Origin of the sequence: Leifsonia sp. 1010 (assembly GCF_031455295.1) — a bacterium.
Lineage (GTDB): Bacteria > Actinomycetota > Actinomycetes > Actinomycetales > Microbacteriaceae > Leifsonia.
This window is the reverse complement of record NZ_JAVDSL010000001.1, coordinates 1,787,163-1,813,805: the sequence shown is the minus strand read 5'-3', so window position 1 is coordinate 1,813,805 and position 26,643 is coordinate 1,787,163. Positions and strand designations below refer to the sequence as shown.

Genomic DNA, 26,643 nt, shown 5'->3' with positions numbered 1-26,643 from the left:
TACCGCGACGACGAAGCGCCTGGGCGCTCCGGTCTATGCCCGCCAGGGCATGTGCTGGAGCGCCCACGTGTTTCCGTCGGGGTCGGCGAACCAGGCATAGAACACGCCCCCCATGTCCTGGACCGGCGACACGTCGACCCCGCGCTCGACGAGGGCCGCGCGCGCCGCCCCGATGTCGGCGACGACGAGATGCAGGCCGCGTACAGAGCCGGGCTTCGACGGCGCCTGCCCGATCCCGCTCGTCATCGTGACCGAGCAGTACGAACCCGGCGGTGTCAGCTGGACGACGCGGACGCCGTCGGCCGGGCGCACATCCACATCCAGCGTGAAGCCGACGCTGTCCCGGTAGAACTCGATGGAGCGGTCGATGTCCGTCACCGGCAGCATCACCAGTTCGAGCATCATCGCCCCGGCGGGGACGGGCGGGGTGGGATTGGCGATCGTCATGATGCCTCCTGGTCGGTGTTCGGCGACGCGGGTCCGCGGCGCACCGGGTAACGCAGGTGCAGCACACGCTCCCCCTGGATCACGACGTCCGGATCGTCGAGCACGAGCGGTCCGCCCGTGAACGATCCGAAGTAGCGCTTGCCGCTTCCGAACACGGCGGGCACCAGATCCATTGCGACGTAGTCGATGAGACCAAGCGCGAGGGCCTGGCCACCGATGTCGCCGGCGGTGACGCCGACCTCGCCGTCGCCGGCGAGCTCCTGGGCGAGCGCCACGGCGCCCTCCACCGAGTCGACGAAGTGGTACGACGCCTCCGGATGCCAGCCGTCCGGCTTCGGGCGGTGCGAGACGACCACCACGTGATCACTCGCCGGAGGGTGCCCCTCCCATCCGTTCGTGAGATCGAAGAGCCGACGGCCGATGACGAGCGCGCTCTGCCGCGACCATATGCCGCTGACGTAGTCGACCGAGGCCGCGGAGACTCGGAACGGACCACTGTGCACCTCGGGATGGTCTTCCACGTCGAGTGGATGGTCGCCGTTGAAGTACCAGTCGTGCAGCGGTCCGACATCGTCGTTGTCGTCGGCGATGAAGCCGTCGAGCGACGCCACCGCGTGGAGATAGGTCGTGCCCATGGTCCGTTCCCTTCCTTCGCTCATCCGCTCACGCACCGTGCCGGAGCAGCAGTTCGTCGAGCTTCTCGTATCCCTCACGGACGCCGTACTCCATCCCGTTCTCGATCATGCTCTCGAGCGCTTCGCGCGAGCTCATGACCGACCGGGCGGACAGGCGGGATCGGCCGTCCGGCAGCTCCTCGAAGCGCATGCGCTCGAGCGCCACCTCGTCCGGCATCCCGACGTACTCGAACGTCTGGATGATCAGCTCGTTCTCGACGACGCTGTGGAACACGCCGCGGAACGCGTAGACGGATCCGTCGGTGTCGCGCTGCTCGTAGGCGTACGCGCCGCCGGTTCGGAAGTCCCACTCGGTGATGGTGGTGCTGAGGCTGCGCGGGCCGATCCACTCGGCGAACGAATCGCGGTCGGCGTGGGCGCGGAAGACGGCCGCTGCGGGAGCGTCGAACTCCCGGGTGAGGTCGGCGTACGACGTACCCGGCACGGCTTCGATGACGACGGGGTTGCTCATGATCTCTTCTCCCTGTTCGGGGTGCTGCTGGTCTGCTGGTGGGTGAGGACGGCGTCGAGGCGGCGGTAACGCGACTCCGCCTCGAGCCGGTAGCGGTCGATCCAGGAGGTGAGGCGCTCGAGCGCTGCGGCATCGAGATGGACGGGGCGACGCTGAGCCTCCCGCGTTCGCGAGACGAGGCCGGCCGCCTCGAGCACGGCGATGTGCCGCGACACCGCCTGCAGGGTGATGTCGAACGGCTCCGCCAGCTCGTTCACCGTCGCCGGACCCCGGCTGAGGCGGGCGACGATCGCCCGGCGCACCGGATCCGCCAGGGCGGCGAACGCCCGGTCGAGACCGTCCTCATCCTGCATGATCAACCGTTTCGTTTATCAATCATTCTGTTGAATACGAGAGTAGAAGAATGCGCGCCCCGCGTCAAGAGCGGAGCGCGCAGCGAGGGGATGCGGCTACGGCTTCCAGACCATGAGCACGACCACCGCGAGAAGCAGCAGGCTCGCGACCCCCGATCCCGCGGCGATCTGCGGGTACCGGGACGCGGTGCCGTCGCGCAGCGCCTCGGCGGCGCGGCGCATCGCCGGCACGACGACAAACAGGGTCAGCGCCAGGGCGACGACGTAGAGGATGATCGACCACAGGATCCACGGCGTCGTCACGCTGAGGTCGTACTTCTTGTCCGCCAGCCCCATGACGCCGAACCCGAACAGCACGACCAGCAGGGACAGCAGCGACAGCAGGTTGGTCGACTTCGCGAGCGTCTCGACCTGACGGGCGTCGCCCGCGCGGACGGCGCGCATCGCCGTCATGGGAAGGATGGCCATCGGACCGACGATGAAGACGGCGGTCACGACGTGCAGCACGGCGAAGAGTGTTTCCATGCCCCTCAGCGTAGCGAGCACACCGATTCGGCGGCCCCGCCCAGGCCGCATAGGGTAGAAGGTGCGCCACAAGCGCGTTCCGACCTCCCGCCCACGCGCGCCTTCCGCCCGACCGACGCCGCGCACGCCATGCGGCCTCTCTCGCCTTCACCGGAAGCTCTCCACACGCATGTCTACGACGGCCCCCGTCACCACGCCGGCACCCGCGAACACCCGCGGGCGCGTCATCCTTGCCAGCCTCATCGGCACGTCGATCGAGTTCTACGACTTCTACGTCTACGCGACCGCCGCAGTCCTGGTGTTCCCCGCACTGTTCTTCACCAACGAGAACCCGACGACCGCCCTGCTGTCGTCGTTCGCCGTTTTCGGCGTCGCCTTCATCGCGCGGCCGGTCGGCTCCATCCTGTTCGGCCACTTCGGCGACAGGATCGGCCGCAAGGGAACGCTCGTCGGCTCGCTGCTCACCATGGGCATCGCCACCGTCCTCATCGGGTGCCTCCCGACCGCGCAGGTGACGGGCTGGGAGTTCTGGGCGCCGTTCCTCCTCGTGGTGATGCGGTTCTGCCAGGGCCTCGGGCTCGGCGGTGAGTGGAGCGGCGCCGCGCTGCTCGCCACCGAGAACGCCCCGGCCGGCAAGCGCGCGATCTACGGGACCTTCCCGCAGCTCGGCGCTCCCATCGGCTTCATCGTCGCCAATGTGCTGTTCCTCATCCTCAGCCTGACGATCTCCCCCGACGCCTTCGCCGCCTGGGGCTGGCGCATCCCGTTCCTCCTGAGCGCGGTGCTCGTCATCGTCGGCTTGTACGTGCGGCTGAAGCTCGTCGAGACCCCGGCGTTCCAGAAGGTCGTCGACACCGGCGAGGTGGCCAAGCTTCCCCTCGCCCGCGTCTTCCGCACCAGCTGGTGGCAGATCGTGCTCGGCACCTTCATCATGCTGGCCACGTACGTGCTCTTCTACCTGATGACGGCGTTCACGCTGACCTACGGCACCACGGCGGCGTCCGCCCAGCAGGCTCAGGCCGCGGCGGAGAAGGCCGGAAAGCCCTTCGACGCGTCGACCTTCGTGCCCGGCCTCGGCTACAGCCGCAACGACTTCCTCATCATGCTCATCATCGGTGTCGTGTTCTTCGGCATCTTCACGCTGGTCGCCGGTCCGCTCGCCGAGCGCTTCGGCCGTCGCAAGACGCTGATCTGGGTCACCCTGGGGATCATCGTGTTCGGTCTGCTGTTCGTCCCGCTGTTCGCGGGCGGCACGGTCGGCACGATGGCGCTCCTCATCATCGGCTTCACGCTGATGGGACTCACCTTCGGGCCGATGGGCGCGGAGCTGCCCGAGCTGTTCCCGACCAACGTCCGCTACACCGGTTCGGCGATCTCCTACAACCTGTCCAGCGTGCTCGGCGCGGCCGTCGCGCCGACCATCGCGGTGTGGCTGTGGACGCTCGCGGACGGCAGCACATTCTGGGTCGGCGTCTACCTGTCTCTCGCCGGTGTGCTGACGCTGATCGCCCTCCTGCTCTCGAAGGAGACGCGCGACATCGACTTCACCGACAACGTGAGCTGACGCGCTCGGTCTCTCGCCGTTTCAGTCGAGGAAGAGAGCGCGCAGGCGCCGGGTGGTCAGAATCAGGCCGAGCAGGATCATGACCAGGAAGTACAGGACGTGCCACAGCATCCCCCAGTCGACCATGCCCGTGGTGAGACCACGGACCAGCTCGACGCCGTGCCATAGCGGGAGCGCCTTGATGATCACCTGGATCGCTTCGGGGTACACGGTGATCGGGTAGAAGGTCGCCGACAGCAGGAACATGGGCAGCAGGATGAAGTTGATCCAGTCCATCTGCTGGAACGTCTTCATGTAACTGGTGATGCCCATCCCGAAGCTGGCGAAGCCGAACGCGATGAGCAGCACCGCGGGCAGCGCGAGCAGGGCCCACCACGACAGGTTGAGTCCGAGCGCCTGCATCACCAGCATGAAGCCGAGCGCGTACAGCGCGCCGCGCAGGAGGGCAAGCAGGATCTCGCCCAGCGCCACGTCGAGCGGCCCGAGCGAGGTGGCCAGCATCCCCTCGTACAGCTTCGCGAAGTGCATCTTGAAGAAGACGTTCCAGGTGGAGTCGTACACGGCGCCGTTCATCGCCGCGGTGGCGAGCAGCGCCGGAGCGATGAAGGCCGCGTACGGCACCGTCTGACCGGACGAGGTCTGCACGTCGCCGACGAGCGCCCCGAAGCCGATCCCGAGCGACAGCAGGTAGAAGATCGGCTCGAAGAAGCCCGAGACGATCACCAGCCAGTTGGTGCTGCGCGTGGCGGACCAGCCGCGCTGCATCACGGAGCGGGCGTTGCCGGCGTAAAGCGCACGCATCGCGCGCGGGCGCGCTGTGGAGGCGGCGAGACGCTGGTCGGTCGCGGTCACTTGTTCAACCTCCTCGCGGCGATGCGGCGGCTCCACAGCCAGAACGCGACGAAGAGCGCGGCGAGGTACACGACGTGGACGACAGAGAGCCAGAGCGGCTCGCTCATTCCGTAGGTGAACACGCGGCTCAGCTCGGTGGAGTGCCAGAGCGGCGAGATCCACCCGATCCACTGCAGGAAGGGCGGCATCGAGGACAGCGGGAAGAACGTGCCCGAGAACAGGCTCATCGGCAGCAGGACGAACCGCATCAGCATGGCGATCTGGCCGGTGTCCTGCTCCAGCGTCGCCACGTACGCCATGATCGGCGCGCCGAAGGCGAGGCCGCCCAGAGTGCCGACCAGGATGCTGACCCAGCCCCACGGACTCGGGACCGCGCCGAACAGCACCATGAACGCGAAGTAGATGGCACTCGTGCCCAGGATGCGGGCGACCACGGCGATGACGACGCCGTCGATGATCTGGCCGGGCGAGATCGGGGAGGCGTTGATGCCGTAGAAGGTCGGGTTCCACTTGAACCCGAGCATGATCGGGTAGGTGAACTCCTCGCTCGCCACGGTGACCGCGGCCGTGCAGAGGAGCGCGGGAGCGACGAAAGCGAGGTAACTCACGCCGTCCACGGCGTTCGGGCCCATGTTGGCGCTGACCAGCGAGCCGAGCCCGAGGCCCATCGCGAGCAGATACAGCAGCGGGTTACCGAACCCGGTGACCAGCACGGTTTGCAGGTACGAGCGCATCACCCGGAAGCGGTGCTCGGCCACGTACCAGGCGCCGAAGCGCCGCGGTCGCGCGGCCGCGGCGAGCGCCTCCCGCGCCTCGGCGCGGGCCTCGGGGCCGGGATCGCCGGCCGCTCCCCCGGCGGGGCCGACTGCCACGCTCATTCGATCAGGCTCCGTCCGGTGAGCCGGAGGAACACGTCCTCGAGGCTCGACCGTCGCACCAGGCTCGTCAGCGGGTGCAGGCCGCGCTCGGCGATGCGCACGAGCTCGGCCTCGCCGTCGTCGCTGTAGACGAGGATGCGGTCGGGCAGCACCTCGATGCGGTCGCCGATGCCGTCGAGGCGCTCCGCGACCTCCGCATTGCGCTCCGAGCCGAAACGGACCTCGAGCACCTCCCGGGTGGAGTACTCGCGGATCAGGGCCGCCGGCGAGCCCTCCGCCATGATGGTGCCCTTGTCGACGACGACCAGGCGGTCGCAGAGCTGCTCGGCCTCATCCATGTAGTGCGTGGTCAGCACCAGAGTCGTGCCCTGCTCCTTGAGGCGGAAGAGGCGGTCCCAGAGGATGTGGCGCGCCTGCGGGTCGAGGCCGGTCGTCGGTTCGTCGAGAAGCAGGATGCGCGGGTCGTTGATGAGTGCGCGGGCGATGGTGAGCCGGCGCTTCATCCCGCCGGAGAGATCGTCGACTTTCGCCTTCGCCTTGTCTTCGAGCTGCGCGAAGGCGAGGAGCTCGTCCGCCCGCGCACGCACGCGGGAGGACGGCAGGCCGAAGTATCGCCCGTAGACGATGAGGTTGTCGCGCACGCGGAGCTCGGTGTCGAGGTTGTCCGCCTGTGGAACAACGCCGAGCTGCGACCGGATCTCGGGCCCGTAGGTGTCGGGATCGAGACCGAGGATGCTCAGCGAGCCGGCGGTGCGGGTGGAGACCGCGCCGATCATGCGCATCGTGGTGGACTTGCCCGCGCCGTTCGGCCCGAGGAGCCCGAACGACTCCCCCGGCTCCACCTCGAAGCTCACGCCGTCGACGGCCGGGAAGTCCTTGTACTTCTTGACCAGATCTCGGGCGGCGATGACGGGCGTCGGCATAGTTCAGCACTGTAGCCGCGACCGGGGACATTCGGAGGGGTCAGGAGAAGTCAATCCAGGTTGACGGTGCGCCCGGGGTCAACTATGGTTGACGCCATGGACTCCGGAACGCTGCAGACCCTGGCCGGCGACGCCGACTCCGCCGACCCCATCGTCGCCCTCCGCGCGATCGCGAAGATGCACCGCGAGCTCGACCGACTCGAGGCGGTCGCCGTGCGCCGCGCCCGCAACGCCAACGCGACCTGGCAGCTGATCGCGCTCGCCCTCGGTGTCAGCAAACAGGCAGTTCACAAGAAGTACGGTCGGAGTTAGCGCAAAGCAACGATCCCGACGCCCCTCCTCCTCCCCGAACGGAGACACCGTCATGTCCACCACGTCAGCCCCCGCCCGCCGCCGTCGCGGCTTCGGACGGCCCACCGACGACGCCGGCCCCCGCGCGCGGTTCTCGCAGCTGCTCCCGTACCTGCTGGAGCACAAGCGTGTCCTCGCCTTCGTCATCGTGCTCAGCATCCTGGGCGCCGCGGCGAGCCTCGCCCAGCCGCTCCTGGTCAGCCAGGTCATCGAGGTGGTCGGGAAGCAGGAGCCGCTCGGCGGCCTGGTGTGGGGCCTCATCGCCCTCGTGGTGATCTCCGGGATCATCTCGGGGTACCAGCACTACCTGCTGCAGCGCACCGGCGAAGGCGTCGTGCTGTCGTCTCGGCGCAAGCTCGTCGGGCGGCTGCTGCGGCTGCCGATCAGCGAGTTCGACACCCGGCGCACGGGCGACCTGGTCTCCCGGGTCGGGTCGGACACCACGCTGCTGCGTGCCGTCCTGACGCAGGGTCTGGTCGAGGCGATCGGCGGGGCGCTCACGTTCATCGGCGCTCTGATCGCGATGCTCATCATCGACCCGGTGCTGCTCGGACTCACCGTGCTCGTCGTGGCCGTCTCCATCGTCGTCGTCGTGCTGCTCTCCGGCCGCATCCGTGTCGCGAGCCAGAAGGCGCAGAACAAGGTCGGCGACCTGGCCGCCGCTGTCGAGCGGGCGATCAGCTCGGTGCGGACCATCCGGGCCTCCAACGCGACCGAGCGCGAGATCGCTGCGGTGGACGAGGACGCGACCGGAGCCTGGCGGATGGGCATCCGGGTCGCGAAGATCTCGGCGCTCGTCGTCCCCGTGGCAGGCATCGCGATGCAGGTGTCGTTCCTGGTCGTGCTCGGCGTCGGCGGCTTCCGCGTCGCCAGCGGAGCCATCACGGTCGCGAACCTGGTCGCGTTCATCCTGTTCCTGTTCATGATGATCCTGCCGCTCGGACAGGCGTTCGGCGCCATCGCGGCGGTCAACTCGGCGCTCGGGGCGCTGGGCCGCATCCAGGAGATCCTCGACCTGCCGACCGAGGACCAGCACGACCGCGACATCGCGCCGCTGGCCCTGACCGTCGGCGCCGCGAACGAAGCGCTCGCGCCGGAGGCGCCCGCGATCGAGTTCGTGGACGTGCGGTTCGCGTATCCGGAGGGCACCGCGCCGGAGGATACGGCGGATGGCTCCCGCCCGGCCAGCGGCGGCGGCCAGCAGCAGACGCCCGAGCAGCCGACACCGGAGCGACTCGCGTTCGAGGCGCTGACCGGAGCGGACGTCGTCGCCGAGGCGGAGGCCGCGGCCGGAGCCGGCTCGGACAAGGGCACGCAGCGGCACGGCGGAGTGCTCCAGGGCGTCAGCTTCCGTGTCCCGCGCGGCAAGCGGACGGCGCTCGTCGGGCCGTCCGGTGCGGGCAAGTCGACCATCCTCGCGCTCGTCGAGCGGTTCTACGACCCGCAGGCGGGCGAGGTGCGCTTCGGCGGGATGGACGTGCGCACCCTCGACCGCGTCAGCCTCCGCTCCCAGATCGGCTATGTCGAGCAGGACGCGCCCGTGCTGGCCGGCTCGCTGCGCGACAACCTGACGCTGGCCGCGCCGGACGCGACCGACCAGGAGTGCATCGACGTCCTGCACGCCGTCAACCTGACCGAGGTGCTGGAGCGCAGCGAGCTCGGCCTCGGCGCACCCGTCGGGGAGGACGGCATCATGCTCTCCGGCGGCGAACGCCAGCGTCTCGCGATCGCGCGTGCGCTGCTGGCCGCTCCGCCCGTCCTGCTTCTCGACGAGTCGACGTCGAGCCTCGACGGGCGCAACGAGCAGCTGATGCGGGAGGCGATCGACGCCGTGGCGGAGGACCGCACGCTGCTCGTGATCGCGCACCGGCTGTCCACGGTGGTCGACTCCGACCAGATCGTGGTGCTCGACCACGGCCGCGTCATCGGCAGCGGCACGCACTCCGAGCTCGTCGAGACCACGCCGCTCTACCGCGACCTCGCCAAGCACCAACTCCTCGTCTGAGCTTCCCCCCACCGTCGAGTACGCAAAAACTGCACGCGATCCACTCGGATTGCGTGCAGTTTTTGCGTACTCGACGGGGGGCGGTCAGGCGCGCAGGTGGTAACGGAGGGAGGCGAGTTCGGCGCGGAGGGCGGCCGGGACGCGGGAGCCGAAACGGGCGAAGAACTCGTCCGTCAGGTCGCACTCCGCGAGCCAGCTCTGCGGGTCGACCTCGAACAGGGCTGCCACGTCGTCCTCCGGCAGGTCAAGGCCCTCCAGGTCCAGCTCCTCCACCACCGGCAGCTGCCCGATCGGCGTCGTGACGCTTCCGGCACTCCCCTCCACACGCCGAGCGATCCACTCGATCACGCGGGAATTCTCGCTGAAGCCCGGCCACAGGAAGCGCCCGTCGTCTCCCATGCGGAACCAGTTCACTTGGAACACGGCCGGCGCGTGCTCCCCGAGCCGCTCCCCCATCTCCAGCCAGTGCGCCCAGTGGTCGGCCATGTTGTAGCCGCAGAACGGCAGCATCGCGAACGGGTCGCGCCGGAGCTCGCCGACCGTCCCCTCTGCCGCGGCGGTGCGCTCCGAAGAGATCGTCGCCCCGATGAACACGCCGTGACGCCAGTCACGCGCCTGCGCCACGAGCGGGACGTTCGTCGCGCGCCGTCCGCCGAACAGGATCGCGTCGATCGGCACGCCGTCGAAGGCATCCCAGTCGTCGGCGATGGACGGGCACTGTGCGGCGCTCACGGTGAAGCGGGAGTTCGGATGCGCGGCCGGGCGACCGCTGTCGGGCGTCCAGTCCTTCCCCTCCCAGTCGATCAGGTGGGCAGGCGGCTCGTCGGTCAGTCCCTCCCACCAGACGTCGCCGTCGTCGCGCAGTGCCACGTTGGTGAAGATCGTGTTGCCCCACAGCGTCTCGACCGCCGTGCGGTTCGTGCTCTCGCCGGTGCCCGGCGCGACGCCGAAGAAGCCCGCCTCCGGGTTGATCGCGCGCAGCCGGCCGTCCGGGCCCGGGCGCAGCCACGCGATGTCGTCGCCGATGGTCTCGACCGTCCAGCCCGGGATGCTCGGCTGCAGCATCGCCAGGTTCGTCTTGCCGCACGCCGACGGGAACGCCGCGGCGAAGTGGAAGACGCGGCCCTCGGGCGACGTCACCTTGATGATGAGCATGTGCTCGGCCAGCCAGCCCTCGTCGCGCGCCATCACCGACGCGATCCGCAGGGCGAAGCACTTCTTCGCGAGGATGGCGTTGCCGCCGTATCCCGAGCCGTACGACCAGACCTCCCTGGTCTCCGGGAACTGCACGATGTACTTGGTCGTGTTGCACGGCCACGGCACATCGTCGCGTCGGGTCCCGTCGGCGTCGACGAGCGGGAAGCCGACGCTGTGCACGGTCGGAACCCACGGCTGCCCGGCCGAGATCAGGTCGAGCACGGTCTCGGTGACGCGGGTCATCATCCCGAGGCTCACGGCCACATACGCCGAGTCGGTGAGCTGGATACCGACCTGCGAGATCGGGCCGCCGACCGGTCCCATCGAGAACGGGACGACGTACATCGTCCGCCCGCGCATGCTCCCCGCGAACACCTCGCGGAGTTCGGCGCGCATCGCGTCGGGCTCCCGCCAGTTGTTCGTCGGGCCGGCGTCCGTCTCGTCCTCCGAGCAGATGAACGTGCGGTCCTCGACCCGGGCGACATCGCCGGGGTCGGTGCGCGCGAGGAAGCTGTTGGGCCGCCATTCGGGGTTCAGCCGGATGAGCTTGCCCTCCGCGACGAGCTGCTTGGTCAGCCGGTCGGTCTCGGCGAGGGAGCCGTCGCACCAGACGACCTCGTCCGGCTGCGTGAGGGCGGCGATGTCGTCGACCCAGGCGCGCACGGCGTCCATCCCGTCGGACGGGGCCGTGTCGGTGAGGGTCAGCTCGGCGATGCTCATGACGGAGTCCTTTTCGTCGTAAGAAGTGGAGTCACCTCCAGCATCCGCGAGGTTCCGGAGGTTGTGGCCAGGATTTTCCCTGTAAGAATCGCGAATCTTTCGCTATCGTGAAGCGATGAGCACTCCCGTGGACACGGGCGACATCGACCTCGCCACGCTCGGCCACCGCATCCGGCACTTCCGCACCCGGCGCGGCATGACCCTCGACGACCTGGGCGCGGCGGCCGGCGTCGCCGCCAGCCAGCTGTCGCTGATCGAGAACGGCAAGCGCGAACCCCGCATCTCGTTGCTGAGTTCGCTCGCCGCCGCGCTCGGCGTCCAGCCGGCCGACCTCCTGTCGGCCGAGCCGCCGGACGAGCGCGCCGCCCTCGAGATCGAGCTCGCCCGGGCGCAGCGCGGCCCGCTGTACGCCTCGCTCGGGCTGCCGACGGTCAAGCCGACCAAGGGCACCCCGACCGAGACGCTCCGGGCCATCGTCGGCCTGCACCGCGAACTGAGCCGGCGTGCGAGCGAGGCGATCGCGACGCCCGAGGAGGCCCGGCGGGCGAACACCGAACTGCGCGAGCGGATGCGCGCCCAGCACAACTACATGCCCGAGATCGAGGAGCTCGCGGAGCAGCGGGTCCGGGCGTCGGGCCATGTCCGCGGAGCCCTGACGCACCGCGAGGTCAGCGTCATGGCCGAGCAGCTGGGCTTCGAGCTCATCTACGTCAACGATCTCCCCCGGTCGGCGCGGTCGATCACCGACCTTGAGAACGGGCGGATCTACCTGCCGCCCGCGTCGATTCCCGGTGGCCACGGCCTCCGATCGATGGCGCTCCAGGCGATGGCGCACCGGCTGCTCGGGCATACCCGCCCTGCGTCGTACGCGGACTTCCTCCGGCAGCGGCTGGAGATCAACTATTTCGCTGCCTGCTGCCTCATGCCGCGCGAGGCCGCCGTCGCCTTCCTGCAGCAGGCGAAGAAGGACAAGGACCTCGCCGTGGAGGACTTCCGCGACGCCTTCGGTGTCACCCACGAGGCGGCCGCGCTCCGGCTGACGAACCTGGCGACCAGCCACCTCGACATGACGATGCACTTCCTCCGCGTCGGCGACGACGGAGCGCTGTACAAGGGCTACGAGAACGACGGGCTCCCGCTGCCGACGGATGTGACCGGGTCCATCGAGGGGCAGGTCGTCTGCCGGAAATGGGGAGCGCGGACGGCGTTCACCCACACCAACCGGACCACGGAGCTGTACCAGTACACCGACACCCCGGCCGGCACGTACTGGTGTGCGACGCAGACCGGGACGACCGCGGAGGGCGGCTTCTCGATCAGCGTCGGCGTGCCGTTCGATGAGGCGAAGTGGTTCCGCGGCCGCGAAACGACCGTGCGCGCCGAGTCGCGCTGCCCCGACGAGTCGTGCTGCAAGCGTCCGCCCGCGACGCTGTCCGGACGCTGGGCGGGCAAGGCGTGGCCGAGCGCGCGGCTGCACGCGCACATCCTGTCGCCGCTGCCGTCCGGGTCGTTCCCGGGCGTCGACGACTCCGACGTCTACGCGTTCCTGGAGGCGCACTCGGGCGCCTGACGCGCCTGCCTCCGCTGCCCCCGACCCACGCCAACAGCTCCTGAGTTTTTCCGCGCGACACCCCGCCATGCGGCCGAAAAACTCAGGAGCTGTTGGCGGGAGGTCGGGCGCTCGGATTACTTGGGCTGCATCCGGATCGCGCCGTCGAGGCGGATCGTCTCCCCGTTGAGCATCGGGTTCTCGACGATCGCGCGCACCAGCGCGGCATACTCCGCCGGCCGGCCGAGCCGCGAGGGATGCGGCACCTGCGCGGCCAATGAGTCCTGCGCCGCCTGCGGCAACCCGGCCATCATCGGGGTCTCGAAGATCCCCGGCGCGATCGTCATGACGCGGATGAGACTGCGCGCGAACTCCCGCGCCAACGGCAGCGTCATGGCCGCGACCCCACCCTTCGACGCGGAATAGGCCGGCTGGCCGATCTGGCCGTCGAACGCGGCCACCGACGCCGTGTTGACGATCACGCCGCGCTCCTCACCGACCGGCTCGGTCTGCGCGATCGCAGCAGCCGCGAGGCGCACGACGTTGAACGTGCCGATCAGGTTCACGCGGATCACGCGCTCGAAGTGCTCGAGCGGGATGACGCCGTCGCGACCCAGCACCTTCTCGGCAGTGGCGATGCCTGCGCAGTTGACGACGACGCGCAGCGGGGCGAGACCTGATGCGGTGTCCACCGCCGCCTGCACCTGTGCCTCGTCGGTGACATCCGCGGCGATGAACCGTGCGCCGGGGCCGAGGGCGATCGCGGCCTTCTCGCCCTCCGAGCTGGGGAGGTCGAGGATGACGACACGGGCGCCCGCCTCGGTGAGTGCGCGCGCGGTGGCGTTTCCGAGTCCGCTGGCTCCGCCGGTGACGATGGCCGAGCATCCGTCGAGCTGCATGGTTCTCCTTCGTGTCGTTCTGTGGGCCGTTGCGTCGATGCGCGGTCAGCGCAGGACTTCGATGAGGGTCGCGTTGGCGGTGCCGCCGCCCTCGCACATGGTCTGCAGGCCGTAGCGCCCGCCGCGCGACTCGACCTCGTTGAGCAGCGTCGCCAGCAGGCGCGTGCCGGACGAGCCGAGCGCATGCCCGAGCGCGATCGCCCCACCGTGCGGGTTGAGCCGCGACGGGTCCGCGTCGAACTCCTCGCGCCAGAGCAGAGGGATGGGCGCGAACGCTTCGTTGACCTCGTACGCGTCGATCTCGTCCATCCGCACCCCGCTGCGGTCGAGCAGCTTTCGGGTGGCGGGAAGGATGCCGGTCAGCATCAGCAACGGGTCGCTCCCGGCGACGGCGAACGAGTGGAATCGGGCGCGCGGACGCAGGCCCAGCCGCTTGGCCGCATCCGCGCTCATGATCAGGGCGGCGGAGGCGCCGTCGGTCAGGGGCGACGAGTTGCCCGCGGTGATGCGCCACTCGAGCTGCGGGAAGCGCTCCGCCAGGCGGTCGGTGCGGAACACCGGCTGCAGCTGCGCCAGCTTCTCGACGGTCGTCCCCGGACGGATGGTCTCGTCCGCGACGACGCTGCCGGAGTCGGGCGTGGGGACTCCGACAAGCTCCCCCTCGAACGCGCCGCTCGCCGCGGCCCAGGCAGCGCGGCCGTGCGAGTCCGCGGCGTAGTCGTCGAGCTGCGCCCGGCTGAAACCCCAGCGGTCGGCGATCAGTTCCGCGGCGACGCCCTGGTTCACCAGTCCGTCCGGGTACCGCGTCTTCAGCAGTTCGCCGCCGAGGGATGCGCCCTGCACGTTCGACCCCATCGGCGCGCGGCTCATCGACTCGACACCGCAGGCGATCACCACGTCGTACGCCCCCGACATCACGCCCTGCGCCGCGAACGCCGCGGCCTGCTGGCTGGAGCCGCACTGCCGGTCGATCGTCACCGCGGGGACGCTCTCGGGGAACCCCGCACTCAGCACCGCCGTCCGGGTGATGTTGCCGGCCTGCTCGCCCGACTGGGTGACGCATCCACCGATCACGTCGTCGACGATGGCGGGATCGATGCCGGTGCGCCCCACCAGTTCGAGCAGCACGCCGGCCAGGAGGTCGGCCGGATGGATGTCGGACAGCTCGCCGTCCGGCTTGCCGCGCCCGGAGGGCGTGCGGACGACGTCGACGATGACCGCTTCGGACAGCGCCATCTCAGGCTCCGAACGGGTTCGGGGTGAGCGTGTACTTCGTGTTCAGGTATTCGTGGATGCCCTCGAAACCGCCCTCGCGTCCCAGTCCGGACTGCTTCACTCCGCCGAACGGGGCCGCCGCGTTGGAGACGACGCCGACGTTGAGGCCCATCATGCCCGTCTCGAGGCGTTCGATCATCCGCTGCCCGCGCGCCAGATCCTTCGTGAACACGTACGAGACGAGCCCGTACTCGGTGTCGTTCGCGAGCCGCACCGCCTCGTCCTCGTCGGAGAAGCGGATGATCGACAGCACCGGCCCGAAGATCTCCTGGCGGAGGATCTCGCTGCCCGCGCGGACGTCGGTCACGACCGTCGGCTCGAAGAAGGTGCCCGTCCCGCCGACACGCGAGCCGCCGGTGAGCACGGATGCGCCGCGGCTGACCGCGTCCTGGAGCAGCTCCGACGCCTTGTCGATCGCGTCCTCGTTGATGAGGGGGCCGATGGTGACGCCGTCGTCGGTCCCGCGGCCGACCTTCAGGCCGTTCACGCGCTCGGTCACGCGTCGAGCGAACTCGTCGGCGACGTCTTCGTGAACGATGAACCGGTTGGCCGCTGTGCAGGCCTCGCCGATGTTGCGGAACTTGGCCAGCATCGCGCCGTCGACCGCCTTGTCGAGGTCGGCGTCGTCGAATACGACGAACGGCGCGTTGCCGCCGAGCTCCATGGAGGTGCGGAGCACGTTCTCGGACGCCTGCTGCAGCAGTTTTCGGCCGACCTCCGTCGAGCCGGTGAACGACAGCTTCCGCAACCGCGGGTCGGCGATGATCGGAGCGGACACCTTGCCGGAGGTCGTCGTCGTGACAACGTTGAGCACGCCGCCGGGGAGTCCCGCATCCTCCAGCAGCTTGGCGAAGTAGAGCGTGGTCAGCGGCGTCAGCTCCGCCGGCTTGATGACGACCGTGCAGCCCGCGGCGAGCGCCGGTGCGATCTTCCGCGTCGCCATCGCGAGGGGGAAGTTCCACGGGGTGATGAGGAAGCACGGGCCGACGGGATGCTGCGAGACGATCATGCGCCCGGTGCCCTCCGGGTTGCTCCCATAGCGGCCGGAGATGCGGACGGCCTCCTCCGAGAACCAGCGGAGGAACTCGCCGCCGTAGGTGACCTCACCGCTCGCCTCCGCGAGGGGCTTGCCCATCTCGAGCGTCATCAGCAGCGCGAACTCGTCGCGCCGCTCCTGGAGCAGGTCGAAGGCGCGGCGGAGGATCTCGCCGCGGGCGCGGGCCGGGGTTGCGGCCCAGTCGTCCGCGGCGGCGACGGCAGCGTCGAGCGCGCGGATGCCGTCCTCCGGCGACGCGTCGGCGATGTCCGTGAGCTTGTCGCCCGTCGCCGGGTCGTACACCGGGAAGGTGCCCGCCGATCCGGTGGTCCACTCCCCTCCGATGTAGAGTCCGTCCGGCACACGCTCCAGCAGAGCCTTCTCATCCATCAGCCGCGTTCCTCCTCGTTCTTCGCGTCGTTGTTGGTGTCGTCGGGGGCCACCGCCGCCTGAACGAGCGGCACCGCTCGGTGGTCGATCTTGGTGGCGAGGGCGATGACCGTCGACGTCCGCATGATGCCCGGATCGCTGACGATGCGGTCGATCACCCGCTGCAGGTCTGCGTTGGAGCGGGCCACGGCGCGGATCATCAGGTCACCGGCACCCGTGATGGTGTGTACTTCGAGCACTTCGGGGATGGCCTGCAGGTGCTCGACGACCGTGACATCCCGGTCACCCTGGGCGATCTCGGCGGTCACGAAAGCGGTCACCGGATACCCGAGCCGGTCGGTGTCGATCGTCGGCGCGAAGTCGCGCACGACCCCGGTCCGCTGCAGCCGATCCAGCCGCGCCTGCACGGTCCCGCGCGCCACACCGAGACGCCGCGACGCCTCGAACACCCCGAGCCGCGGCTCCTCGGTCAGCAGCGCGATCAGATCGGCGTCGAGCTTGTCGATCATGCGGCCTCCTTCGGTCCTCGCACATCGTACGACGCAGGGTACGCGCCTACGGCACGCTGACCGAAGCTCCCAGGAAGGGCAGAGCAGCCTGCTTGAAGCCGCGGGCGCTCAACGTGGTGACGTGGTTGCGGCGCGGCAGCACGACGAGTTCCGCGCCCAGCAGACGCGCGGCCTCGTCGGCACCGTCCGCCACGGGGTCCGCATCGCCGACGACGAGCATCGTGGGAACGGAGCTCGCCAGTGGGAGCGGATGCGCGGCCATGCCGGCGGCACAGGCCGCGAGCGCCTCGCGATCGACGCCCGGAGCCTGGCGCAGCGATGCGAGCAGCGGCGCCAGCGGACTGGCGGGGTCGAGCGAGGAGGCGTCGTCACGGAGGGCGGACTGCACCGCCGAGACACCCCAGTGGCCGAACTGCTCGACCGTGCCCACGCCGCCGATCACGAGCCGGCGGACGCGGTCGGGCGCGAGTGCGGCGAGCGCGAGCGACACCCAGCTGCCCATCGAGTAGCCCATCACATCCACGCGTCCGACATCCTGCTCGTCGAGGACGGCAAGGAGGTCGCTGGCGAGGATGTCGGGCGAGTACGCGTCGGCGTCGTGCGGCGCCTCGCTGGCGCCGTGACCGCGGTGGTCCGGAACGATCGCGCCGCGACCCGCCTCGGCGAGCGCACGGATCCAGCCGGTCGCGTCCCAGGTGAGCGCGCCGGTCGACGCGAAGCCGTGGACCAGCAGCACGGGGTCGTCGCCCGGGTGCCTCTCGACGTGGATGCGCATCCCGGGTCAGTCCTCCGGCAGCGAGAGGCGAACGCGGCGGCGCGGGGCCTCCTCCGTCGGGACGGTGCCGACGATGCCGGCCTGGTCGTCCTCGACGGTGAACGTCACGAGAGGGGCGCCCACCTCGAGCGCCTCGCCCTCGGCGACGTGGAAGCGCGCGACCACGCCGGACTGCGGGGACGGCAGCTCGACGGCCGACTTGGTCGTCTCGACCTCGACGAGGGGCGCGTTGCGCTCGACGTGGTCGCCCTCGGCGACCAGCCACTCCAGCACGGTCGCCTCCTGCAGGCCCTCACCCAGGTCGGGGAGGTCGAAGGTTCGTTCAGCCACGGCGGTACTCCAGGGTCTTCTGGACGGCGTCCAGGATGCGGTCGATGGACGGCAGGTACTCATCCTCCAGCACCGGCGACGGATAGGGGACGTCCCACCCGGTGACGCGCTGGACGGGCGCCTTCAGGTCGTCGAAGCAGCGCTCGGTGATGAGGGTGCTCACCTCGGCGCCGAGCCCGGCGGTCAGCGGCGCCTCGTGCACGACGACGGCTCGGCGGGTCCGTGCGACGGAGGCGGCGAGCCCGTCGGCGTCGATCGGCTTCAGCCAGCGCAGGTCGACGACCTCGATCTCCACGCCGTCCTCGGCGCCGAGCTCCGCTGCCTGCAGGCAGCGGGCGACCATCGCGCCCCAGGCGACGAGGGTGACGTGCTTGCCGGGCCGGACCACGCGAGAGGTTCCGACGGGCAGGCGCTCCTCCGGCTCGTCCAGCGAGACCGACTCCTTGTGCCAGTAGCGCGACTTCGGCTCGAGGAAGATGACCGGGTCCGGGTCGTCGATCGACTGCCGCAGCAGCGTGTAGGCCTCAGCCGGCGTCGAGGGCGCCACGACCTTCAGGCCGGGGACGTGCGCGAACAGCGCCTCCAGACTTTCGCCGTGGTGCTCGGGCGCGCGGATGCCGCCGAAGCTCGGCAGGCGGAGCGTGATCGGCATCCCGAACGCGCCGCGGCTGCGGTAGTGCATGCGCGCTACCTGGTTCACGATCTGGTCGACGGCGGGATAGGAGAAGCCGTCGAACTGGATCTCCGGCACCGGCCGCCATCCGGCCATCGCGAGCCCGACCGCCATGCCCATGATCCCGGACTCGGCGAGCGTGGTGTCGAAGACGCGGTCGCCGCCGTACTTGGCCTTCAGGCCGTCCGTGACCCGGAAGACGCCGCCGAGGGTTCCGACGTCCTCACCGAACACGAGGGTGCGGTCATCGGCGGCGAGCGCGTCGTCGAGCGCGCGGTTCAGGGCGCGCTGCATCGTGCTGAGCTCAGCCAAGGCGCGACTCCTCCCAGGCTCGGCGCTGCCCGAGGAGGGCGGCGGGCGGGTCGGAGAAGACGAAGTCGAACATCTCCTCGGCGGGGCGTCCACCGAGGGCGGCGACGTCGTCACGCACCCGGTCGGCGAGGGCGCCGGCGGTGTCGGCGACCTCGGCGAAGAACTCGTCCCCGACGGTCCCGGTCTGGCGCAGCTGCTGCTCGCACAAGGCGAGCGGGTCGCGCGCGAGCCAGCTCTGCTCCTCGTCGAGGGTGCGATATCGACCGGGGTCGTCGGACGTGGAGTGCGGGCCCATGCGGTAGGTCATCGCCTCGATGATGGTCGGTCCACCGCCGGTACGGGCGCGCTCGAGGGCCTCGGTGGTCGCGTCGTAGACGGCGAGGACGTCGTTTCCGTCGATGCGCACGCCCGGCATCCCGTATCCGGCGCCACGCGCCGCGACGGACCCGCCGGCGACCTGCTGCTCGGTGGGCACGGAGATGGCCCAGCCGTTGTTCTGGCAGAAGAACACGACGGGGAGCTGCGAGACGGCCGCGGTGTTCATGGCCTCGTGGATGTCGCCCTGCGAGCTGGCGCCATCGCCGAAGTAGGCGATCGCCACTCCCCCGGTGCGGTCGAGCTTCGCGCCGAGCCCCCAGCCGACGGCGTGGGTGACGGCGCCGCCGACCACGGCGTTGATCGGGGCGAGCCGTGCGGCGGCCGCATCCCAGAGTCCGCCGTGCCAGGCGCCCTGGTGCGATGCCAGGTAAGCCACCGGGTCGACGCCCATGGCGACCGCCACGCCGAGCTCGCGGTAGGTCGGGAAGGCGAAGTCGCGAGTGAGGTCGAGGGCGGCGGCGCTGCCCACCTGGGCGGCCTCCTGACCGCGCATCGGGGCGTAGCCGGGGATGATGCCCTGTCGCTGCATCGCGACACCGTCGAGGTCGAGGCGTCGGACGGTCGCCATCGTCCGGTACAGCCGCCGGAGCAGCGCTGCATCGTCGGGATGCGCCGCCGCGGCGCGCTCGGTGGTGGTCATGGTCATGACGCCACTTTCGCGCACCACCTCCGATCGAGCAACACGCACAGTGCGGGCTGGTCAGACTGCCCGATCAGGACGAGACTTCGGCCCTGTCGCTATGCATCTTGCTACGCGACAGCTTCGACGGCCACCAGATGGCGCGGCCGATGTCGTACGACACCGCGGGGACCAGCAGGGAGCGCACCACGACGGTGTCGAGGAGCACACCGAAGGCGACGATGAACGCGATCTGCACGAGGAACAGGATCGGGATGACCGCGAGTGCGGCGAACGTCGCTGCCAGCACGATGCCGGCCGACGTGATCACGCTGCCGGTCAGTCCCAGACCGCGCAGGATCCCGGGCCGGGTTCCGATGCGCAGCGACTCCTCCCTCACCCGGGTCATCAGGAAGATGTTGTAGTCGACGCCGAGCGCCACAAGGAACACGAACCCGAACAACGGCACCGCCGCATCCGCCCCCGGGAACCCGAAGACGTGGTTGAAGACGAGCGCCGAGACGCCGAGCGCGGCCGCGTACGACAGCACGACGCTGCCGATCAGGATCACCGGCGCGACGATCGACCGGAGCAGCAGCATCAGGATGAGCAGGATCACCGCGAGCACGATCGGGATGATCTTGATCAGGTCGCTCTGCGCCGTCTCGTTGGTGTCGAGCGCGATGGCCGTCACTCCGCCGACCAGCACCGAACCGTCGCTGGAGAGCGAGTCGCGGAGCCCCTTCACGACGTCTTCGGCTTCGGCGGAGTCGGGCTCGGAGGCGAGGGTGGCCTGGATGAGGACGTGGCCGTCTTTCACAACGGGATCGGCCGGTACTCCTGCCTGCGGCCGGCCTCCTCCTGTGTAGAAGGCGGCGGAGGCGATGCCGTCCGTCTTCTCGGTCGCGGTGAGCACGGCATCCGCTTCGCTCTCCGGCGCGACGATGAGCACCGGCGAGCCGGAACCCGCGTCGAAGTGCTTGGCGACCACGGCCTGCCCGTCGACGGCGTCGGACTGCGAGAGGATGACGTCGGTCTGCTGCACGCCGTTCGCCTTCAGCTGCGTAAGCCCCAGCGCGCAGGCCACGAGCAGGACGAACGACACGATCCAGGTCACGCGCGGGCGTCGGGCGATCAGGCCCCCGACGCGCCGCCAGACCCCGCGAACGCCTTCGAGACCCGTCAGTGTGGTGCCTTCGACGTGCTTGTGCGCGTGGCCGCCGACGACCGGCCGGAACGGCCAGAACGACGCGCGCCCGAACACAGCGAGAAGCGCGGGGAGGAAGGTGAGAGCCGAGAACAGGGAGAACACGATGCCGATCGCCGCGATCGGCCCGAGGCTCTTGTTCGAGTTCAGGTCGGAGAACAGCAGGCACAGCAGGGCCAGGATCACGGTCGCGCCGGAGGCGACGATCGGCTCGAACGACGCCTTCCAGGCGCGCAGGATGGCCACCCATCGCGACTCTTCGACCTCGAGCGCCTCCCGGTAGCGCGAGACGAGAAGCAGCGAGTAGTCGGTCGCTGCGCCGATGACGAGGATCGACAGGATGCCCTGGCTCTGGCCGGACAGCTTGATCCACCCCCAGAGGGCGAACAGGTAGACGATCAGGATCGCCGCGCACAGGGCGAAGACCGAGGTCAGCAGCACCAGGAAGGGCAGGAGCAGGGCCCGGTAGACCAGCAGGAGGATGACGAAGACCGCTGCGACGGCGACCAGCAGCAGGATGCCGTCGATGCCTCCGAACGCGTTCACCAGATCCGCGGTGAGGCCGGCCGGACCCGTGACCCACACCTGCGCACCCTCGGGCACGGCGTCATCGGCGACCGCGCGGAGGTCCGCGACGACCGACTTCAGCTCATCGGAGTCGGAGATCGGGACGATGTACTCGACGGCGAGCCCGTCCTCCGAGGGGATGGGTCCCGCGACGCTCGTGGACTGTCCCTCGGGCGCAGGCTCCACTCCATCGACCTCGCCGAGCTTCTCGCCGAGGTCGGCATACGTCGTGCCCAGCTCGCTCTTCGGGATGCTCTCGTCGGCCTCGACCACCACGATCGCGGGGATGGAGCCGGAGTCGGTGAACCGCTTCTGCCACTCCTGGACCTCGGTCGACTCCGCGCTGGCCGGAAGGAATGCCGCCTGGTCGTTGCTCGAGACACCGGACAGCTTGCCGAAGGTCGGTCCTCCGATACCGGCGAGGACCAGCCAGACGAGCACCAGCACGGTCGGCACGACGATGCGCAGCCAGCGGGCCGGCACGCGGGCCTCCGTGGTCCGCTCCGGAGCTTCCTTCGACACTTCGCCTCCTGATTACTAGATGAGCTAGCAATCACCCTACCCTGGATGCCTCTGAGCGTCCACGCGGAAGCTCGCGGGATCAGTCCACCAGTTCCGCCCCTGCGTGCGCCAGCTCCGCGAGCGCCGCCTGGGACGACGTCTCGGCCACCCCGGCGATCAAAGAGGTCAGCACGCGGACGTGCTGGCCGTGGGCGAGAGCATCCAGAGCGGACGCGCGAACGCAGTAGTCGGTCGCGATCCCCGCCACGTCGATGGTGTGGATGCCCCGCTCCTCGAGGATCTCGTGCACGGTGGCGCCCGCCTCCGTCCGGCCCTCGAACAGCGAGTACGCCGGCACGCCCTGGCCCTTGTGAACGTGGAACGTCACACGCGAGGTGTCGAACGCCGGGTGATACTCTGCACCGGGGGAACCAGCGACGCAGTGCCGCGGCCAGCTCTCCACGAAATCCGGTTCGTCGTCCGTCGCGAAATGGCCGCCGTTGTCATTGTCGGCGTCATGCCAGTCACGGCTCGCGACGATCACCTCGTAGTCGTCGGCATGCTCCCGGAGGAAGGCGGTGACGCCCGCCGCTACAGCGGCTCCTCCCTCGACACCGAGCGCGCCTCCCTCGGTGAAGTCGTTCTGCACGTCCACGATGAAGAGCGCCTTGCCCATTCCCGTCCTCCCGGTGATGGTCGTCGCTGCGCCGGCCGGCTCAGCCGTTGGAGAGGTTGTCGCCGCACTTGTAGAAGCCGGTGACGAGCGTGTCGATCGCCTGCTTCGCGTTGTCGCTCACCGGTCCGAGAGCGAAGACGGCGAACGTCAGAGGCGTGCCGTCGGCCGCGTTGATGATGCCGGAGAGCGTGTATCCGTTGTCGATCCAGCCGGTCTTGGCGAACACCGCGCCTCGGGCGACGGAGTTCGCGCCGGTGAACCGGTTGTAGCCCGGGCCGAGCGTTCCCGACTGGCCGGCCACGGGCAGCCCGTCGTACACCACGCCGAGGCCGTTCTGGCGGTTGAGCACCTTGATGAACAGCTGCGTCAGATACGACGGCGGAACGGCGTTGTCGCCGCTGAGGCCGGAGCCGTCGGCGATGTGGATGCCCGCGGTGTCGATCCCGTATCCCTTCAGCCCGGCGAGCACACCGGCGTTCAGGGCGTCGAAGGTGTTGCCCGCGCCGTTCTTGATGGCGACGAGGCGGGCGAGCTCCTCCATGATCGTGTTGTCGGAGACCCGCATCGCCTGATCGATCAGTGTCGTGACCGGCTGCGACTGGACGACGCCCAGCTGGCGAGCGCCGGCAGGCGCGACTCCCTGGCTCACGCCGACGTTGGTGCCGAGGTACTGCTGGAAGTACTGCACGGCACGACCCACCGGATCGGTGCTGCGCGGTGACTCGACGGCGGTCGGGTCGTCACGGTCGCCGTCGACCATGAGCGCGGTCATGTACGGGGTCGAACCCTCGACGACCCGCTCCTCGCGCTCATCCCAGCTCGGCTGCCAGAACGGGGCCCCGAAGAGGGATGCGTCCACCACGATCGAGGTGATCTGCTGGCCGCCCATGGCCTGCTTGACCTGGTTGGCGAGGTCCTGGATCTTCGGCGCTCCGGTGTAGAAGGATGCCTGGCCGTCGGGCAGCCGCGAGAGGGTCACGTCTCCGCCGCCGACGATGACGACCTGGCCGGGCGTGCTGCCGGCCACGACCGTCGTGGAGACGCGGTAGTCCGGGCCCAGGGTCGCGAGTGCCGCAGCCGAGGTGAGCGTCTTCAGAACCGAGGCGGTCGGACCGGGCTTCACGCCGTTGCGGTCGAACAGGGTCTGACCCGTCTTGGCGTTGACGACCTGCGCCTCGAGGTTTCCGAGGCGGCCGTCGGCAGCGAGGCCGGCGACGGAACAGGTGCGGACGCGCGTCGCCGCCGCCTGGTTCGCCGGGACGGGACGCGCCGGGTCGACGGTCGGCGTGGGAGTCGGGGTGGCGGTCGCGGTCTGCGTCGGCGATGGGGTCGCGCTGCTGATCGGACCCGCTGCCGCCGCCGGGGAACCGACGGTGGCCCCGAGGGCGACGCTCCCGGTCCCGAGCAGCAGGAAGACGACGGCGGCGGCTGCGGCCATCCACGTCTTCGGGTGCTTCCGGATCGTTGCGAGCACCCCGGCCGCGACACCCGCGAGGCCGGCGGACTGCGCGGGCCGCGCGGCGGCGCGACGACCCGAGCCCGTGGTCGCGGGCGGCTCCGAGCCGGCAGAGGAGTCGGCGAGCGGAGTGGGAGTGGTCGGGAGGTTCGACGGGTCGGGTCCGGTGACCGGCTGATCCGATTCGTGCATCCGGGTATGTTACCTGGGGTTTCTGAATGCTGCTACGCTCCCCCGGCCGGTGGATGCGGCGATTCCCTCAGCACAAAAGGGAACGATCCGCGCGCCTGCGGACAGTAGAGGGTATGAGCACGGATGGTTTCGACGAGGCTGCGGCCTGGTCGTCGGCACGCGACGGGGACGGCCCCGCCTTCGCGTCGCTGTTCGACCGGCACCGCGACCGCGTCTTCGGGCACGCACTGAGGCTGGTGCGCGAGCCGCACGACGCCGAGGATGTGACGGCGGTGGTCTTCCTGGAGGCATGGCGCAAGCGGGAGTCGGTCCGCCTGGTCGACGGGTCCATCATCGGCTGGCTGCTCGTCACGACCAACTACGCCGTGCGCAACCACACCCGCGGCCTGCGGCGCTACCGCACCGCGCTCGGGAAGCTGCCCGCACCGGCGCCGCAGGACGACCACGCGCCCGCAGTCGACGACACCCTCGACGGCGCGGAGCGCGACCGTCAGGTACGGGAGGCGTTCGACCGGCTGAGCAAGCGCGACCAGGACGTCATCACCCTCTGCATCCTCGAAGAGCTGACCGCCGCTCAAGCCGCGGAAGCGCTCGGCGTGCCGGAGGGCACCGTGAAGTCGCGCCTGTCACGCGCCCGCAAGCGCCTCACCGAACTCGCATCGCCGCTCGCGGCGGAACCGACCACGACGATCCTCGAAGGAGGTGCACGATGAGCACCACGGAGTTCACCCCCGACCGCAGCGCCGCCATCCGGCAGCTGCTGATCGACACCGTCGCCGACGAGCCGCGCCGCCGCAGGCGCCTCCAGATCCTGCTGACCAGCGTGCTCTCCGGCGTCGCCATCGTGCTCGCCGGCGGGACGGCCGCCCTCGCCCTCACCGGCGTCATCCACCTCGGGGGCGACGACGCCCCACCCGCGCCGGTTCCGTCGCCCACGCAGACGACCACGCCGACGCCCACGCCGACCCCGACGCCCGCGCCGACATCCCGGCCGCTCGTCCAGTCGTCCCCTGTGATGCCCCACGATGTCGACAGCCTCCGCGCGACGACGCGCTGGTCGCTGGACCTCCCGGGTGACGCGGACTGCACCGGCACGCAGACGTACACCCTCAGCGACTCGCGGGCGGTCTACGTCTCGGGCCTGCGGCCGAAGGAGTACGAGGGTTCGGACTGCATCAACCACCTCGGTGAGGACTTCGGTGTCACCCTCGTGGACACCTCGAGTGGTTCGATCCTCTGGCAGCGCGAGTGGAAGTTCACCCCGAACGGTGTGGCGTTCGGGGCCGCCTTCGACGTGCTCGGGACGTCCGGACGTGCCGTGCTCGCCTCACGAGAGGCGGGAGTGGGCCCGCACGATGTCCTCGACCTCGCCACGGGACGAACCGTCGGCACCTTCCAGCCCGCCTGGGACGACTTCATGCCTCAACACGACATGCAGCCGGTGCCCGACGACTCCGGCGACGTCATCATGGTCCAACACTTCCGCGATGCGGATGGGCGATCGACGGCTGACGACATCCTCAGCCGAGCCGATCCGACGGACCTCGCTCACCCGAAGTGGAGTCAATCCATCGGGATGCGAGGATCGAGCCTGGGCTCGATCAGGCCTGGATTCTCCAGCATGACTGTGGACGGATACACAGAATCATCGAACTACGAGCAGGCCATGGTCGATCTGCAGACGGGGGCCTCGTCGCCTCTCCCCCAGACCGTTCATCTGTACCAGCCGATGAGCCAGGTCACTCTGGGGTGGGCAGCATCACCGTCCGACGCGTCCGTGGAGCTCATCGCGTACGGGCCAGACGGCCGGAAGCTCTGGACGAGGACGGCACCGGATTCGCCCAGAGTGTTCGGGGCTGCGACCCCGGGGACGGTGCCGGGCGTCGTGAACGGCTATCTACAGGTCGATACCGGCGAATTCTTCATCCGGGGCGCCCAGACACTGACGCTGATCGATCAGACGACCGGCGAGGAACGGTGGACGATTCCGACGCCTGCGTGCTTCACGGACACGGCGGTGTCATCACCCGTGATGCTCGACGTGCGCCGTGATGCCTTCCTCCTCGCGTCCTCCGAACCGAGGTGCGCGGTCAGCCACGAGTCGGGCTCGCCGGTGGAGGCACCGTCGGTCACGGCTCAGGGCGCGTTCTACCAGGTGTTCGGGCTCGCGAACCGATATGACTTCGATGGCGAAGCCGAGCCGGGCACAGCTCACGATCTGGCATCCGGTGACCTGATCTGGACGCGGGAGCGGCAGGACTACGAGGCCTGGGCCTTCGACGGCGGGTACCTCATCAGCCACCGACGCAATCACATCGAGTCGATCGGCTGACGGGAG

General features: G+C 69.7%; 26 protein-coding genes. 6 read left to right on the top strand and 20 right to left on the bottom strand.

Annotated features, from left to right (window positions below):
- Window positions 1–33 precede the first annotated feature (33 nt).
- From J2Y42_RS08775 to J2Y42_RS08755, 5 genes are all read right to left on the bottom strand, one after another.
- Window positions 34–447 (bottom strand): VOC family protein, encoded by a 414-nt coding sequence (locus tag J2Y42_RS08775; protein ID WP_309856993.1) that lies wholly within the window; start codon window positions 445–447, stop codon window positions 34–36.
- Entirely contained in the window at window positions 444–1,082 is a 639-nt protein-coding gene (locus J2Y42_RS08770) for a dihydrofolate reductase (protein WP_309856991.1), read from the bottom strand. The genes J2Y42_RS08775 and J2Y42_RS08770 overlap by 4 nt, the downstream gene beginning before the upstream one ends.
- Before the next feature lie 28 nt (window positions 1,083–1,110).
- Window positions 1,111–1,593 carry an SRPBCC family protein gene (locus J2Y42_RS08765; RefSeq protein ID WP_309856987.1) on the bottom strand — a complete coding sequence of 161 codons (483 nt, stop codon included), beginning with the start codon at window positions 1,591–1,593 and terminating at the stop codon, window positions 1,111–1,113.
- On the bottom strand, window positions 1,590–1,946 hold the full coding sequence (locus J2Y42_RS08760) for a metalloregulator ArsR/SmtB family transcription factor (RefSeq protein WP_309856985.1): 357 nt from the start codon (window positions 1,944–1,946) through the stop codon (window positions 1,590–1,592). Before J2Y42_RS08760 ends, J2Y42_RS08765 begins: the two co-directional genes overlap by 4 nt.
- Before the next feature lie 96 nt (window positions 1,947–2,042).
- Window positions 2,043–2,471 (bottom strand): DUF2269 family protein, encoded by a 429-nt coding sequence (locus J2Y42_RS08755; RefSeq protein WP_309856982.1) that lies wholly within the window; start codon window positions 2,469–2,471, stop codon window positions 2,043–2,045.
- Between the two features lie 169 nt (window positions 2,472–2,640).
- Here J2Y42_RS08755 and J2Y42_RS08750 point away from each other — a divergent pair, with 169 nt between their 5' ends.
- Window positions 2,641–4,035 carry an MFS transporter gene (locus J2Y42_RS08750; protein ID WP_309856980.1) on the top strand — a complete coding sequence of 465 codons (1,395 nt, stop codon included), beginning with the start codon at window positions 2,641–2,643 and terminating at the stop codon, window positions 4,033–4,035.
- Between the two features lie 21 nt (window positions 4,036–4,056).
- On the opposite strand, the gene J2Y42_RS08745 is transcribed toward J2Y42_RS08750, so the two are convergent.
- From J2Y42_RS08745 to J2Y42_RS08735, 3 genes are read right to left on the bottom strand one after another with little or no spacing between them, the layout of a single operon-like run.
- Window positions 4,057–4,836, bottom strand: coding sequence for an ABC transporter permease (locus J2Y42_RS08745; RefSeq protein ID WP_309858089.1), 780 nt, complete (start codon window positions 4,834–4,836; stop codon window positions 4,057–4,059).
- A gap of 47 nt (window positions 4,837–4,883) precedes the next feature.
- Window positions 4,884–5,765 (bottom strand): ABC transporter permease, encoded by an 882-nt coding sequence (locus tag J2Y42_RS08740; RefSeq protein ID WP_309856979.1) that lies wholly within the window; start codon window positions 5,763–5,765, stop codon window positions 4,884–4,886.
- Entirely contained in the window at window positions 5,762–6,688 is a 927-nt protein-coding gene (locus tag J2Y42_RS08735) for an ATP-binding cassette domain-containing protein (RefSeq protein WP_309856977.1), read from the bottom strand. Before J2Y42_RS08735 ends, J2Y42_RS08740 begins: the two co-directional genes overlap by 4 nt.
- A gap of 96 nt (window positions 6,689–6,784) precedes the next feature.
- On the opposite strand from J2Y42_RS08735, the gene J2Y42_RS08730 reads away from it, so the two are divergent.
- Together J2Y42_RS08730 and J2Y42_RS08725 are read left to right on the top strand one after the other, a co-directional pair.
- On the top strand, window positions 6,785–7,000 hold the full coding sequence (locus J2Y42_RS08730) for a hypothetical protein (protein WP_309856974.1): 216 nt from the start codon (window positions 6,785–6,787) through the stop codon (window positions 6,998–7,000).
- A 52-nt stretch (window positions 7,001–7,052) separates the two neighbouring features.
- Complete coding sequence (locus J2Y42_RS08725) at window positions 7,053–9,044, top strand: ABC transporter ATP-binding protein (protein WP_309856971.1); 1,992 nt, start codon at window positions 7,053–7,055, stop codon at window positions 9,042–9,044.
- 84 nt (window positions 9,045–9,128) lie between these two features.
- Here the strand turns inward: J2Y42_RS08725 and J2Y42_RS08720 are convergent, their stop codons facing one another.
- Complete coding sequence (locus J2Y42_RS08720) at window positions 9,129–10,961, bottom strand: phosphoenolpyruvate carboxykinase (GTP) (protein WP_309856970.1); 1,833 nt, start codon at window positions 10,959–10,961, stop codon at window positions 9,129–9,131.
- Window positions 10,962–11,076: 115 nt separating this feature from the next.
- Between J2Y42_RS08720 and J2Y42_RS08715 the strand changes: the two genes are divergently transcribed.
- The gene (locus J2Y42_RS08715) at window positions 11,077–12,531 is read left to right on the top strand and encodes a helix-turn-helix domain-containing protein (RefSeq protein WP_309856969.1); all 1,455 of its coding nucleotides are present in this window, start codon (window positions 11,077–11,079) and stop codon (window positions 12,529–12,531) included.
- A gap of 116 nt (window positions 12,532–12,647) precedes the next feature.
- Here J2Y42_RS08715 and J2Y42_RS08710 read toward each other — a convergent pair whose 3' ends face one another.
- From J2Y42_RS08710 to J2Y42_RS08660, 11 genes are all read right to left on the bottom strand, one after another.
- The gene (locus tag J2Y42_RS08710) at window positions 12,648–13,409 is read right to left on the bottom strand and encodes a 3-hydroxyacyl-CoA dehydrogenase (RefSeq protein WP_089874720.1); all 762 of its coding nucleotides are present in this window, start codon (window positions 13,407–13,409) and stop codon (window positions 12,648–12,650) included.
- A gap of 45 nt (window positions 13,410–13,454) precedes the next feature.
- On the bottom strand, window positions 13,455–14,639 hold the full coding sequence (locus J2Y42_RS08705; protein WP_309858086.1) for a thiolase family protein: 1,185 nt from the start codon (window positions 14,637–14,639) through the stop codon (window positions 13,455–13,457).
- 7 nt (window positions 14,640–14,646) lie between these two features.
- Window positions 14,647–16,110, bottom strand: a complete 1,464-nt coding sequence (locus tag J2Y42_RS08700; RefSeq protein ID WP_309856965.1) for an NAD-dependent succinate-semialdehyde dehydrogenase — start codon at window positions 16,108–16,110, stop codon at window positions 14,647–14,649.
- Window positions 16,110–16,619 carry an Lrp/AsnC family transcriptional regulator gene (locus tag J2Y42_RS08695; RefSeq protein ID WP_309856963.1) on the bottom strand — a complete coding sequence of 170 codons (510 nt, stop codon included), beginning with the start codon at window positions 16,617–16,619 and terminating at the stop codon, window positions 16,110–16,112. Before J2Y42_RS08695 ends, J2Y42_RS08700 begins: the two co-directional genes overlap by 1 nt.
- A gap of 46 nt (window positions 16,620–16,665) precedes the next feature.
- Window positions 16,666–17,394: an alpha/beta fold hydrolase gene (locus J2Y42_RS08690; protein ID WP_309856961.1), complete on the bottom strand. Its 729-nt coding sequence runs from the start codon at window positions 17,392–17,394 to the stop codon at window positions 16,666–16,668.
- Between the two features lie 6 nt (window positions 17,395–17,400).
- The gene (locus J2Y42_RS08685) at window positions 17,401–17,724 is read right to left on the bottom strand and encodes a biotin/lipoyl-containing protein (RefSeq protein WP_018189959.1); all 324 of its coding nucleotides are present in this window, start codon (window positions 17,722–17,724) and stop codon (window positions 17,401–17,403) included.
- The gene (locus J2Y42_RS08680; RefSeq protein WP_309858083.1) at window positions 17,717–18,691 is read right to left on the bottom strand and encodes an alpha-ketoacid dehydrogenase subunit beta; all 975 of its coding nucleotides are present in this window, start codon (window positions 18,689–18,691) and stop codon (window positions 17,717–17,719) included. Before J2Y42_RS08680 ends, J2Y42_RS08685 begins: the two co-directional genes overlap by 8 nt.
- Before the next feature lie 10 nt (window positions 18,692–18,701).
- Window positions 18,702–19,733, bottom strand: a complete 1,032-nt coding sequence (locus J2Y42_RS08675) for a thiamine pyrophosphate-dependent enzyme (protein WP_309856956.1) — start codon at window positions 19,731–19,733, stop codon at window positions 18,702–18,704.
- Window positions 19,734–19,800: 67 nt separating this feature from the next.
- Window positions 19,801–22,002, bottom strand: a complete 2,202-nt coding sequence (locus J2Y42_RS08670; protein ID WP_309856953.1) for an efflux RND transporter permease subunit — start codon at window positions 22,000–22,002, stop codon at window positions 19,801–19,803.
- Between the two features lie 79 nt (window positions 22,003–22,081).
- Window positions 22,082–22,657: an isochorismatase family protein gene (locus J2Y42_RS08665; protein WP_309856950.1), complete on the bottom strand. Its 576-nt coding sequence runs from the start codon at window positions 22,655–22,657 to the stop codon at window positions 22,082–22,084.
- Between the two features lie 40 nt (window positions 22,658–22,697).
- The gene (locus J2Y42_RS08660) at window positions 22,698–24,305 is read right to left on the bottom strand and encodes a D-alanyl-D-alanine carboxypeptidase (protein ID WP_309856948.1); all 1,608 of its coding nucleotides are present in this window, start codon (window positions 24,303–24,305) and stop codon (window positions 22,698–22,700) included.
- Window positions 24,306–24,418: 113 nt separating this feature from the next.
- Here J2Y42_RS08660 and J2Y42_RS08655 point away from each other — a divergent pair, with 113 nt between their 5' ends.
- A complete protein-coding gene (locus J2Y42_RS08655; protein ID WP_309856946.1) occupies window positions 24,419–25,018 on the top strand; it encodes a sigma-70 family RNA polymerase sigma factor in 600 nt (199 codons plus the stop codon).
- Window positions 25,015–26,637 (top strand): hypothetical protein, encoded by a 1,623-nt coding sequence (locus J2Y42_RS08650; RefSeq protein ID WP_309856943.1) that lies wholly within the window; start codon window positions 25,015–25,017, stop codon window positions 26,635–26,637. Before J2Y42_RS08655 ends, J2Y42_RS08650 begins: the two co-directional genes overlap by 4 nt.
- Window positions 26,638–26,643: the final 6 nt, after the last annotated feature.